Source organism: Pseudomonas baetica, assembly GCF_019733355.1.
GTDB lineage: Bacteria > Pseudomonadota > Gammaproteobacteria > Pseudomonadales > Pseudomonadaceae > Aquipseudomonas > Aquipseudomonas baetica_A.
This window is the reverse complement of record NZ_JAIHLQ010000021.1, coordinates 23,574-35,247: the sequence shown is the minus strand read 5'-3', so window position 1 is coordinate 35,247 and position 11,674 is coordinate 23,574. Positions and strand designations below refer to the sequence as shown.

The window sequence follows — 11,674 nt, the reverse complement described above, 5'->3', positions numbered from 1 at the left end:
CTGGCATCGCCCACCGTGATGCCGTTGGATGAATCAGGCCGGTCTCCGGGCTCATGAGCGGCGAATCGCCTGGCTGCGCGCCTTCCCGCTTTGAGCAGTGGCATTCGACGCAGTTTTCACTCATTTACCGTTGCGGGGGCAGCGCCGGGATCGTGGTTGTGCTTGCTCTGAAGACAACCCTCACCGGCTTCCCTGTTTCACTCTGTCGACGCACGTCACAGAGCACCTGAAACAAGCCGCGAAGGTTAGAGGGTTGGGGATGGAGCGTCAATTAAAGAGGGGGCTGTCGGGCGAATAACTGCCGTCGATCAATTATCTGACGCCAATCTTGTGCCACACTCTCAAGAGTGATATCAAAGAGCCACAATCTCACATCACACAAGAATAAGGTGAGCCACATGCAAGGCATGATCATCAGCAATCCGCGCCTGGAATTTCTGCGCCCGATGCTGGAACGCTGGTTTGACTGTATCGACCGTTACAACGCCGTGCGCGGCGACAGCGACACGCCCTACTGGCATGACGAGAAAGCCAATCTCGGATTGCTTTCCGCTGCGGCCTGGATGGCCGAGCTGGTGACGCTTGAGCAGACCGCTACCCGCAAGCAAAACGAGGATGGCGAGCGCAATGCCCGCGCCGACCTGTTCCTGGCCGGCGCCGAAAATCGTGCGTTCATTCAAGCCACCCAGCGCTGGCCACGCGTGAACAACCTCAACCTGACACAAGCCCTGCTGGAGATCACCAGCGACGCCAAACGCATCAGCTTCGCCAGCGACCTCAAGCTCGGCTGCCTGTTTGTCGCCCCGCAAAAAGCCCAGCACAGCGCCACCCCCGAAGAGCTGCAAGACATGGTCGACGACCTGCAAAAAGAACACACCTGCGCCGTGGCCTGGTATTTCCCTTATGCCTATCGCAAATTGCGCAGCGATGCCGGCAACTATCACCCGGGCATTGCCGTGCTCTTCAAGGAGGCCCACGGCTAAGCGGTTGAACCATCGGGCTTGCGCGTGCCTCTATGATTAAGAATGCATTCATAGGGAAGATCAGCAATGCGCAAGATCCAGCTCGCTCTCGTTATCGCGCTCGCCGGAGGGCTCGCCGCCTGTGGTGAATCCTCAAGCCTTCAAGTCTCCGACGGCACCGGCCCGTCACCGAAACTGCCCGAACCCAACAACACCCTGATCCCAACCGTGAATATCGCCCCGGCGATCGGCTGGCCCGAAGGCGCTAAACCGACTGCAGTGGCAGGCACGCAAGTGGCGGCATTCGCCGAAGACCTTGACCATCCGCGCTGGCTTTACGTGCTGCCCAACGGCGACGTGCTGGTGGCGGAAACCAATGCCCCGCCGAAACCTGACGACAGCACGGGCATTCGTGGCTGGGTCATGAAGAAAGTCATGGGCAAGGCTGGCGCCGGCGTACCGAGCGCAAATCGCATCACACTGCTACGTGATGCCGATCACGATGGCGTGGCTGAAACGCGTACGGTGTTTCTGCAAAATCTCAACTCACCGTTCGGCATGACCCTGGTCGGCAATGACCTGTACATCGCGGACACCGACCGCCTGCTGCGCTTCCACTACGAAACTGGCGCGACAGAAATCAAAACGCAGCCGATCAAGGTCACCGACCTGCCGGGCGGCACGCTGAATCATCACTGGACCAAAAACGTTATTGCCAGCAAGGACGGCAGCAAGCTGTATGTCACTGTCGGCTCGAACAGCAATGTCGGCGAAAACGGACTGGATAAAGAAGAAGGTCGCGCAGCGATCTGGGAAGTGGATCGGGCCACCGGCGATCACCGAATCTTCGCTTCAGGCATCCGCAATCCCAACGGCCTGGCTTGGGAGCCAACCAGCGGCGCATTGTGGACAGCAGTCAATGAGCGCGACGAGATTGGCAGCGACCTGGTGCCGGACTACATCACCTCGGTCAAGGATGGTGGTTTTTATGGCTGGCCGTTCAGCTATTACGGGCAGCATGTCGATGTGCGCGTCAGTCCGCAGAATCTCGATCTGGTGGCCAAGGCCATCGTCCCGGATTACGCCGTCGGCCCGCACACCGCCTCACTGGGCCTGACTTTCGCCGAAGGCAACACACTGCCCGCGCAATTCAAGGAAGGTGCGTTCATCGGCCAGCACGGTTCTTGGAACCGCAAGCCGCACAGTGGTTATAAAGTGATTTTCGTGCCGTTTACCGGCGGCAAGCCGAATGGCAAACCGGTGGATGTGCTGACCGGCTTCCTCGACAAGGACGAGAACGCTCTGGGTCGCCCGGTAGGCGTGGTGATCGATCAGCAAGGTGACTTGCTGGTGGCCGATGATGTGGGGAACAAGGTTTGGCGGGTGTCTTCCGCTCAATAAATCAGGGGCCGACACATAACAAATGTGGGAGCGGGCTTGCTCGCTTCCACATCTCTTTTCCCAGCGCTACGGGTTATGCGCCAGATGCTCAGGCTGCAACACCCGCTTGGCACTCAGGTACGCCTTCTGCCAATACGCTTTCGACAGGCTATCGAGTTTCACCGTGCCGCCGGTAGCCGGCGCATGCACGAAACGCCCCTCCCCGACATAAATCCCGGCATGACTGACCTGCGAGCCGCCATTGGTGGCGAAGAAAATCAGGTCGCCCGTCTGCAAGCCTTCTTTGCTGACATTCGGCGCCTGCATGACGATCAGCTCGCGGGTAGAGCGCGGTAGAGAAATACCCGCCGCATCCCGGTAAACAAAACCGATCAAGCCACTGCAATCAAACCCCGAATCCGGCGTATTGCCGCCCCAGCGATAAGGCGTGCCGACCAGGCCAAGCGCGCGGAACAACACGTCGTCAGCAGCAGGTGAAAAAGACTGAGAGGGACCGAACGCTACCGGAGCGCGAACAATCGGCGCAGGCGGTGGCGTGCGACTGGCGCAGGCGCTGAGCAGCGCTGCGAAAAACATCAATGCAAGGCGGGCCGACATGGTCATAAGCAGAACATCCTGATCTGGCTGCGGCTTTCTCTGCCGGATGGACAGAAAACAAAACCGCCTGCGTGAACACGCAGGCGGTTTGCCATCAATATAGGATCAGATTCTAGCGGCTACACGACAAACTTCAAGTAAGACTTTAACTTCACCTTGTAAAGTTTAGGTCTACTGCGTTGCCGATGGCAGATTGTCGCCGCGAATGCAGCGACAAAGGGCGGTATTACTTGCGAGCGGTGACCACGGTCGGTGCCATCGCGAGCGCGCGCTTGGCCTCGATGAAGGTCTTGCTCCAGTAGCTGTCACCCAGGTTATCGATACGAACACCACCGCTACGACGACTGCTGGAGTGAATGAACTGGTTGTCACCCAGGTAGATCCCGGCGTGACTGACACGACCGCGACGACCACTGGTGGCGAAGAACAGCAGATCACCCGGTTCGAGGTTGCTGCGCGATACCAGCGGTGCGTCAACGTTGATCATTTCGCGGGTAGAGCGCGGCAGATTCATGCCAGCTTCTTCGCGGAACAGATAACCGATGAAACCACTGCAGTCGAAACCAGCTTCCGAGGTACCGCCGAAACGGTAACGGGTACCGATCAGGGACATGCCGCGCTCAAGGATGCTGTCGGCGAGAACTGGCAACTCATAGGGCTTCTTGTTGAAGTCAGAGAGTTCTTTTTCGGTATCCAGCTCTTCCTGATAGATAACGGAAGACTGGGCAGTAGCAGAATTTTTAACCTGTTGTGACTGCTCTTGAATTGGAGAATGAGCAGCGCAACCGTACAACAGGGTGACGAGTGCGAGAGGCACGAGGGGTGCGAAGCGCTTTAGCATGGGCACGACCGTGGCTGGTAGTTGTAAAGAAGCCGAGACTATGCCCGCTATCGACTTCATTTGCAAATTCAATCGATCTTTTTGTGACTTCCCGGTTTCTCGTTTACATCTAAGCGCTTAAGCCCATTTGAAACGAAACGCGGCCTGCACAGCCTGCAGGAAAGCGGATTTTCTGGCGCCTGAAATATGCCGAGACCCAATGAAACCCAAGGTTTCACCAGCCCAAGGTTTCCTTGAGGAAAGGAATGGTCAGCTTGCGTTGAGCCTGCAATGAGGCCTGATCGAGTTGCTCAAGCAGATCAAACAACGCGCTCATGCTGCGAGTGCCGCGAGTCAAAATAAAATGTCCGACCTCATCCGTCAGGTGCAGACCGCGACGCGACGCACGCAATTGCAGCGCACGCAATTTGTCTTCATCGGAGAGAGGACGCATCTGGAAAATCAGCGCCAGGGTCAGGCGTGATTTCAAGTCAGCCAGTTTCACTGGCAGCTCACGCGGAGAGGTTGAAGCGGCAATCAGCAAGCGGCGACCGCTGTCACGCAGACGGTTGAACAGATGAAACATCGCCTCTTCCCAGTCAGGCTTGCCGGCAATCACCTGCAAGTCATCCAGGCAGACCAGTTCGTACTGCTCAAGGTTGTCGAGGATTTCGACGCCACGATCCATCAACTCGGCCAACGGCAGGTACACCGCAGGTTCACCCATCTGCTCGAATCGCAAGCAAGCGGCCTGCAACAGATGCGTACGCCCTACGCCGTGTTTGCCCCACAGGTAGATCAGGCTTTCTGTCCAGCCGGCGTCGGCTTCGCATAGGCGCTCGACATAGCCGAGTGCAGCGGCATTGGCGCCTGGGTAGTAGTTGATGAAGGTGGCGTCGTCACGCAGACGCACACCTAGGGGCAGCTGAATCGGTTTCATGCTGACTGAACAGTTCTCAAGGAACCGTTAGTGGCCTCTGTGTAAAGTTTGCGAAGTTTATACCCGTGAAGCTGAGCGCACAATGCGACAGAGTCCAAGCAAAATCAAAGGTTTGCGTTAACGCATTGGTTTTATGACAGATTCTCTGACGCTGCCAGACCCGCATCACCCGCAAGACACGGGCCAACCCGGCTATCCGCCGGGCCGCCAGCCTCGATCACAACTCGAGTTCGTCCACGCCACTATAAATGTCGGAATCCTTATACAAGTCGTGCACATGTCGCACCAGCACCATGATCACAGCGGCTACCGGCAGCGCCAGCAGTACCCCGGTGAAACCAAACAACTCGCCGCCAGCCAGAATCGCAAAGATCACTGCCACCGGGTGCAACCCGATCCGGTCGCCCACCAGCAGCGGTGTCAGCACCATGCCTTCCAGCGCCTGACCAACCATGAATACCGCGACGATCCCGACCATTGGGTACAGATCCCCTCCGAACTGGAACAACCCGGCAATCAGCGCCGCACCAATGCCGATCACGAATCCCATGTACGGCACAATCGCCGCCAGACCCGCAATCAGACCGATCAAAAGACCCAACTCCAGACCGACGATCATCAGCCCTGCCGCGTAAATCACACCCAACGCCAGCATCACCAGCAACTGACCGCGAACAAACGCTCCCAGCACCTCATGGCATTCGCCAGCCAGCGTTACCACGCGCTCCTCACGATCACGCGGCAGCAGGCTACGGATCTTGGCCATCATCAAGTCCCAGTCTCGCAGCAGATAAAAACCCACCACCGGGATCAGCACCAGATTGGCCAACCACCCAATCAGCGCGAGCCCCGAAGCCGTCGCCTGACTCAGCACCACGCCGACAATGTCGCTGGTCTGGCCCATGTGCTCGCTGATGGCCGCCTTGACCTTGTCGAATTTCCAGAAGCCATCCGCCAACCCCAGCTTCGACTGCGCCCATGGCACCGCCGTGTGCTGCAACCAGTCCAGCATTTGGGGGGTGAGTTCATACAGTCGCAGCATCTGTTTGGCCAGCATCGGCACTAAAACCAACAAAAGCGCCGTCACGATGAGCGAGAACAAGGCAAACACGGTGATTACGCCCCAGGTTCGGGACAGCCCGAGCTTTTCCAGTCGATCAACCAGCGGATCGAACAGATAAGCGAGCAGCAGCGCCACCAAAAACGGCGTGAGGATCGGGTGCAGCAACCACACAAACGCGCAAAGCAGGACCACCCCACCGAGCCAGAACCAACGCCGCGTATCGGCCATTTACCACTCCTGCTTCTTCTATATAAGGAAAGACTTACCAGCGAAACCGCAGAGATGGCGCCGCAGGTGTCGGGGCCGGAGCAGCAACCGGCGCTGCACCCTGGACCGACGCTTGCGGCGCAGCCACAGGCACCGGCGCTTCGGCCGGCAACTCCTGCAACTTCGCCAGCGACAACTGAGCACGCAACTGATCGGCACTGCCATTGACCCGATAGACGATACGATCGCCATCAACACTCTGCAGACGCACCCCATACGGCTCGAGCAACCGCAGCAGCGTCGCATAATGCTCCAGATTCATGCCCTGCACCTCCAGCGTCTGCTGACCTGAAGTGCCGGGCTTGACCACATAACGCGGCGCCAGTCGCTCGGCAACCGCCAGCATTACGGCATCAGCCACGGCGGCCTGATCGGCACCCTGCACGCTCCCCGCGTCTTTTTGATCACCCATCCACAAGTGCCATTTGGCCTGCCACTGCCCGCCCTCTTCGCGGGCATGCACTGCCAGCAAGGCGTCAGCATTGTAACGTTCCGAAGCGCCCTGCAATGGCGCAGGATCGGAACCCTCCAGTACTGGCGCGGTAGCAACCAATTGTTCGCCGAGGTCCGCCAGCGGCAAACGCAATGGCAAACCGCGATGCTGTGCAGCTGCACGCAGCGGTGCAGCAGCGGCCTGACCATCACCGACCAGACTCGAACCCTCGGTCGAGTCACTCAGCCACCAACCCAGAATCGACGGCCGACTGGCACCCCACAGGGATAACCCGGCGCGGCGCAATGCCTGCTCGGTGGTATTGGGGTCGAAATCGACTTTCAGCACCTCAGGTGGACCGGCATCAAAGCCGAACCGGCTGATGATCTGCTGCGGATCCTTCCTGATCGGCGCCAACCCGGGATTTTGCGGGGCTTTAGGATCACCGGTCAGGCGTAACACCAATGTATCCAGCGCAGCCTGGGTCGCGCGATCGCGCTCTTGCGGCGCTTGGCCGCTGACCGGCTCACGCACTTGATAAAGGCCTTTGAGGTTTTCGGCATGACTCGCCAGGCTGACCACAGACAAACAGCCCACAAACAACAATTTACAAAAACGCATGGAAAATTCCCGTCGACAGGAGCGGCTGGAACAGGCCGCGTGAACCGATTGAGCAAGGCTGTGACCACCGGCCGCTGCAAAACATTCACACAGCGCCGATAAGTTTTTGCACAGTGATAACGATAGACGGTTAATTGCAACACCTTATACAGGCACCCAGACGGCTCAATTGCAAAAAATTTCGGCCGATATGCCCCTGCCCGTCGGTGCGAGGATGGCCGCTGCCCCTCAAGCCTGATAAAATCGCGCGCCTTCGCAGACCGGCAACAGCCGGGCACCTCGAAACTCGCGTGAGGCAATCGCCCCATCGACTTCGGCGTTCCCGCTGGACTCGGTCGTTACCCCTGAATCCCCCCTAAAGGCCTGGATCATGAGCAAGCAACCCTCCCTGAGCTACAAGGACGCCGGTGTAGACATCGACGCCGGTGAAGCATTGGTCGAACGCATCAAGAGCGTCGCCAAGCGCACTGCGCGCCCGGAAGTCATGGGCGGCCTGGGCGGTTTCGGCGCCCTCTGCGAAATCCCGGCCGGCTACAAGCAGCCTGTGCTGGTCTCCGGCACTGACGGCGTTGGCACCAAATTGCGTCTGGCACTGAACCTGAACAAGCACGACAGCATCGGCATCGACCTCGTGGCCATGTGCGTGAACGATCTGGTGGTGTGCGGCGCCGAGCCTCTGTTTTTCCTCGACTACTACGCCACCGGCAAACTCAACGTCGAAACCGCGACACAGGTCGTTACCGGCATCGGCGCTGGCTGCGAACTGTCCGGTTGCTCGCTGGTGGGTGGCGAAACCGCAGAAATGCCTGGCATGTATGAAGGCGAAGACTACGACCTGGCCGGCTTCTGCGTCGGCGTGGTGGAAAAAGCCGAAATCATCGACGGCTCGAAAGTCGCGACCGGCGACGCCCTGATCGCCCTGCCATCGTCCGGACCGCACTCCAACGGCTACTCGCTGATCCGCAAGATCATCGAAGTGTCCGGCGCCGACATCGAGAACATCCAGCTCGACGGCAAACCGCTGACCGACCTGCTGATGGCGCCAACCCGCATCTACGTCAAGCCGCTGCTCAAGCTGATCAAAGACACCGGCGCCGTCAAAGCCATGGCCCACATCACTGGCGGCGGCCTGCTCGACAACATCCCGCGCGTTCTGCCAAAAGGCGCCCAGGCCGTTGTTGACGTGGCCAGTTGGACTCGCCCGGCCGTCTTCGACTGGTTGCAAGAGAAAGGCAACGTTGACGAAACCGAGATGCACCGCGTACTGAACTGCGGCGTCGGCATGGTCATCTGCGTGGCTCAGGAGCACGTTGAAGTAGCTCTGAACACCCTGCGTGAAGCGGGCGAGCAGCCTTGGGTCATCGGTCAGATCGCTGCTGCCGCCGAAGGCGCAGCTCAGGTTGATCTGAAGAACCTTAAGGCTCATTAATGTCCGCAACCTGTGATGTCGTGGTGCTGTTGTCCGGCACCGGCAGTAACTTGCAGGCCTTGATCGACAGCTCGCGGACCGGCGACAGCCCGGTTCGCATCGCTGCGGTGATTTCAAACCGCGCCGACGCTTACGGCCTGCAACGCGCCAGTGACGCGGGTATCGCCACCCGCTCGCTGGATCACAAGGCATTCGAAGGTCGCGAGGCCTTCGATGCTGCCCTGATCAAACTGATTGACGAATTCAATCCCAAACTCGTGGTGCTGGCCGGTTTCATGCGCATTCTCAGCGCTGATTTCGTTCGCCACTATCAGGGTCGCCTGCTCAATATCCATCCGTCGCTGCTGCCCAAATACAAAGGGTTACACACTCATCAGCGCGCGCTGGAAGCCGGCGACACCGAGCACGGCTGCTCCGTACACTTCGTCACCGAGGAACTCGATGGCGGACCACTGGTCGTACAGGCAGTATTACCGGTAGAGTTGCACGACACGCCGCAGAGTCTGGCGCAGCGAGTTCACGCCCAGGAGCACCTGATCTATCCGATGGCGGTACGCTGGTTTGCCGAAGGCAGGCTGACGCTCGGAGAACAAGGTGCTTTACTGGATAGCCAGCTACTCGCGGCCAGCGGCCACTTGATTCGAAACTAGGAGATATTATGCGTCGCGCCCTGCTCTTCGCTTGCGCTCTGCTCGCCCTGCCTTTTGCGCAGGCAGCAGACCTTCAACCGTTCTCCGCCAGCTATACCGCAGACTGGAAACAACTGCCCATGAGCGGCACTGCCGAACGCAGCCTGACCAAGGGTGCCAATGGCGTCTGGACGCTCAGCTTCAAGGCTTCGATGATGATTGCCAGCCTGAGCGAGAAAAGCACCCTGACCCTGGACAAGGACACCTTGCTGCCGCAGTCCTACCACTTCGAACGGGGTGGCCTGGGTAAAGCCAAGAAGGCTGATCTGGATTTCGACTGGAACAGCAAAATGGTTACCGGCACTGATCGTGGCGACGCGGTGAAGATCCCGCTCAACCGTGGCATGGTCGACAAATCCACTTATCAGTTGGCGCTGCAACATGACGTAGCGGCCGGCAAAAAGACCATGAGCTACCAAGTGGTCGATGATGGCGAAGTCGACACCTATGACTTCCGCGTACTGGGTTCGGAAAAAGTCGACACCAAGGCTGGCAAGATCGATTCGATCAAAGTCGAGCGCGTGCGCGACCCGACACAAAGCAAGCGCATCACCGTCCTGTGGTTCGCCAAGGACTGGGACTACCTGCTGGTTCGCCTGCAACAGGTTGAAACCGACGGCAAGGAGTACAACATCATGCTCCAGGACGGCACGGTCAACGGCAAGGCTGTCAAAGGCAGCTGATCCAGCGCGATATTGAAGAGCCCCGCACATGCGGGGCTTTTTCATGCCTGCAATTTGCGCAACAACACACAATCACTGTGAGTGGGTTCACCGTTGCGATCGGCTATCGAGTCATACCGAGAATTTGGCCACCATGCTGTTGAGATCCACCGCCAACCGCGATAACTCCTGACTCGCCGCACTGGTTTGATTAGCCCCCGCCGACGACTGCATCGCCAGATCGCGGATGTTCATCAGATTGCGATCCACCTCCCGCGCTACCGCCGCCTGCTCTTCCGAAGCGCTGGCGATCACCAGATTGCGTTCATTGATCAACGTAAACGCCGAAGCAATCTCCTCCAACGCCACTCCCGCAGCTTTGGCCAACTCCAGTGTTGAACGCGCCCGCCCATTGCTCTGCTGCATCGAATTGACCGCCGAATCGGTACCCTGCTGAATACCGCCAATCATCTGCTCGATTTCCTGCGTCGACTGCTGGGTACGATGGGCCAGCGCCCGCACTTCGTCGGCCACCACTGCAAACCCACGCCCGGCATCGCCGGCCCGCGCCGCCTCTATCGCAGCGTTAAGGGCCAGTAGATTGGTCTGCTCGGCAATCGAACGAATGACATCCAGCACCTTGCTGATGCCATGAACCTTCTGCGCCAAATCCTCCACCTGAATCGCATTATTGGTAACGTCCTCGGCGAGACACTCAATCGACGTCACGGTCTGGCGTACCTGTTCACGACCATGCTGGGCAATACGATCGGATTCGCGCGAGGCTTCGGACGTCGCCACCGCATTGCTGGCCACCTCCTCCACTGCAGCCGTCATCTGATTGACCGCCGTGGCCGCCTGCTCAATTTCGAGACTCTGCTGATGCAACCCGCGCGTAGCGTCTTCCGTGACGCAACTGAGCTCTTCCGATGCCGAAGCCAACTGGCTGGATGACTCGGAGATATGCCGAATCGTGTCGCGCAGATTGTGCTGCATGCTTTGCAGCGCTTGCAGGAGTCGCGCCGGCTCGTCCTTGCCTGCAATGTCGATCTCTCCAGTCAGATCACCTGCGGCCACCACTTGCGCCACGCCCAACGACTGCGCCAACGGCATCACGATGCTGCGGGTCAGTAACAACGCCAGGCCTATGGTGATCAACGCCGTGACGGCGATCATCACACCGACCCACACCCGCGAATTGATGAACACTAACCGTGCAGCTTCGGTAGCAAGGTTGGCGTTGTGCTTGTTCAGTTCGACCAGTTCCCGCAGGGTGACCGTGATGTCATCGGCCAACGGGCTCATCTGAATATTGAGAATCGCCGCCGCCTCCTCCACCCGATTCTGTGCGGACAACTGCATCACCTGCGCCTGAAACTCCAGGTACTTGTGCTCGGCAACTTTGAAACGATCAAACAACTGACGCTCCTCGGGCAGCACGATCAGCACGTCATATCGTTGCTGGGCTTCACTGAGCACGCCGCGCAACTCATTGAGCTTGGCAACATTCTGCTCAAGCGCCTGCCGATCACGGTCGATCAACAGGCGCATGGTCAACGCCCGCAGGCGCAGCATGTCCTGACTCATCTCGCCGACGGCCATCACGCTCGGCAGCCAGTTTTTATCGACCTCATCAGACTGGGCACGCATGTTGGACATTTGCAGCAAGGCGAACGCCCCCAGGGCAAACACCATGAGGGCCAACAGGCCAAAACCCAATCCGGCGCGCGGGGCAATATTGAGACTACGGATACTCATTGCTCTGGTTCCTTCCAAAAGCGCTGCATCAA

Annotated in this window: 11 protein-coding genes and 1 riboswitch; of the genes, 5 read left to right on the top strand and 6 right to left on the bottom strand. The window is 58.8% G+C overall.

Annotated features, from left to right (window positions below; translation table 11 throughout):
• Positions 1–18 precede the first annotated feature (18 nt).
• Positions 19–245: riboswitch (cobalamin riboswitch) on the bottom strand.
• A 153-nt stretch (positions 246–398) separates the two neighbouring features.
• Entirely contained in the window at positions 399–983 is a 585-nt protein-coding gene (locus K5E40_RS19640) for a hypothetical protein (protein ID WP_221732195.1), read from the top strand.
• A 66-nt stretch (positions 984–1,049) separates the two neighbouring features.
• A complete protein-coding gene (locus K5E40_RS19635; RefSeq protein WP_221732194.1) occupies positions 1,050–2,363 on the top strand; it encodes a sorbosone dehydrogenase family protein in 1,314 nt (437 codons plus the stop codon).
• A 66-nt stretch (positions 2,364–2,429) separates the two neighbouring features.
• Here K5E40_RS19635 and K5E40_RS19630 read toward each other — a convergent pair whose 3' ends face one another.
• From K5E40_RS19630 to K5E40_RS19610, 5 genes are all read right to left on the bottom strand, one after another.
• Positions 2,430–2,966, bottom strand: a complete 537-nt coding sequence (locus tag K5E40_RS19630) for a C40 family peptidase (RefSeq protein WP_221732193.1) — start codon at positions 2,964–2,966, stop codon at positions 2,430–2,432.
• A gap of 220 nt (positions 2,967–3,186) precedes the next feature.
• The gene (locus K5E40_RS19625) at positions 3,187–3,801 is read right to left on the bottom strand and encodes a C40 family peptidase (protein WP_221732192.1); all 615 of its coding nucleotides are present in this window, start codon (positions 3,799–3,801) and stop codon (positions 3,187–3,189) included.
• 214 nt (positions 3,802–4,015) lie between these two features.
• On the bottom strand, positions 4,016–4,720 hold the full coding sequence (hda, locus tag K5E40_RS19620) for a DnaA regulatory inactivator Hda (protein ID WP_221732191.1): 705 nt from the start codon (positions 4,718–4,720) through the stop codon (positions 4,016–4,018).
• 217 nt (positions 4,721–4,937) lie between these two features.
• A complete protein-coding gene (locus K5E40_RS19615; protein ID WP_221732190.1) occupies positions 4,938–6,011 on the bottom strand; it encodes an AI-2E family transporter in 1,074 nt (357 codons plus the stop codon).
• A gap of 34 nt (positions 6,012–6,045) precedes the next feature.
• Positions 6,046–7,104 carry a DUF2066 domain-containing protein gene (locus K5E40_RS19610; RefSeq protein ID WP_221732189.1) on the bottom strand — a complete coding sequence of 353 codons (1,059 nt, stop codon included), beginning with the start codon at positions 7,102–7,104 and terminating at the stop codon, positions 6,046–6,048.
• A gap of 370 nt (positions 7,105–7,474) precedes the next feature.
• On the opposite strand from K5E40_RS19610, the gene purM reads away from it, so the two are divergent.
• Genes purM through K5E40_RS19595 form a run of 3 tightly spaced genes read left to right on the top strand, consistent with a single transcriptional unit; the run spans position 7,475 to position 9,905 of the window.
• Positions 7,475–8,533 carry a phosphoribosylformylglycinamidine cyclo-ligase gene (gene purM / locus K5E40_RS19605; protein WP_221732188.1) on the top strand — a complete coding sequence of 353 codons (1,059 nt, stop codon included), beginning with the start codon at positions 7,475–7,477 and terminating at the stop codon, positions 8,531–8,533.
• Positions 8,533–9,183 (top strand): phosphoribosylglycinamide formyltransferase, encoded by a 651-nt coding sequence (purN, locus tag K5E40_RS19600; protein WP_221732187.1) that lies wholly within the window; start codon positions 8,533–8,535, stop codon positions 9,181–9,183. The genes purM and purN overlap by 1 nt, the downstream gene beginning before the upstream one ends.
• An 8-nt stretch (positions 9,184–9,191) precedes the next feature.
• Positions 9,192–9,905, top strand: coding sequence for a DUF3108 domain-containing protein (locus K5E40_RS19595; RefSeq protein WP_221732186.1), 714 nt, complete (start codon positions 9,192–9,194; stop codon positions 9,903–9,905).
• Positions 9,906–10,016: 111 nt separating this feature from the next.
• Here K5E40_RS19595 and K5E40_RS19590 read toward each other — a convergent pair whose 3' ends face one another.
• On the bottom strand, positions 10,017–11,642 hold the full coding sequence (locus tag K5E40_RS19590) for a methyl-accepting chemotaxis protein (protein ID WP_221732185.1): 1,626 nt from the start codon (positions 11,640–11,642) through the stop codon (positions 10,017–10,019).
• Positions 11,643–11,674: the final 32 nt, after the last annotated feature.

Bases quoted from the DNA above. Each gene is read 5' to 3' on its own strand.
- hda (WP_221732191.1), bottom strand. From the start codon at position 4,720: ATGAAACCGATTCAGCTGCCCCTAGGTGTGCGTCTGCGTGACGACGCC.
- K5E40_RS19630 (WP_221732193.1), bottom strand. From the start codon at position 2,966: ATGACCATGTCGGCCCGCCTTGCATTGATGTTTTTCGCAGCGCTGCTC.
- K5E40_RS19640 (WP_221732195.1), top strand. From the start codon at position 399: ATGCAAGGCATGATCATCAGCAATCCGCGCCTGGAATTTCTGCGCCCG.
- purM (WP_221732188.1), top strand. From the start codon at position 7,475: ATGAGCAAGCAACCCTCCCTGAGCTACAAGGACGCCGGTGTAGACATC.
- K5E40_RS19595 (WP_221732186.1), top strand. From the start codon at position 9,192: ATGCGTCGCGCCCTGCTCTTCGCTTGCGCTCTGCTCGCCCTGCCTTTT.
- K5E40_RS19590 (WP_221732185.1), bottom strand. From the start codon at position 11,642: ATGAGTATCCGTAGTCTCAATATTGCCCCGCGCGCCGGATTGGGTTTT.
- K5E40_RS19635 (WP_221732194.1), top strand. From the start codon at position 1,050: ATGCGCAAGATCCAGCTCGCTCTCGTTATCGCGCTCGCCGGAGGGCTC.
- K5E40_RS19615 (WP_221732190.1), bottom strand. From the start codon at position 6,011: ATGGCCGATACGCGGCGTTGGTTCTGGCTCGGTGGGGTGGTCCTGCTT.
- K5E40_RS19625 (WP_221732192.1), bottom strand. From the start codon at position 3,801: ATGCTAAAGCGCTTCGCACCCCTCGTGCCTCTCGCACTCGTCACCCTG.
- purN (WP_221732187.1), top strand. From the start codon at position 8,533: ATGTCCGCAACCTGTGATGTCGTGGTGCTGTTGTCCGGCACCGGCAGT.
- K5E40_RS19610 (WP_221732189.1), bottom strand. From the start codon at position 7,104: ATGCGTTTTTGTAAATTGTTGTTTGTGGGCTGTTTGTCTGTGGTCAGC.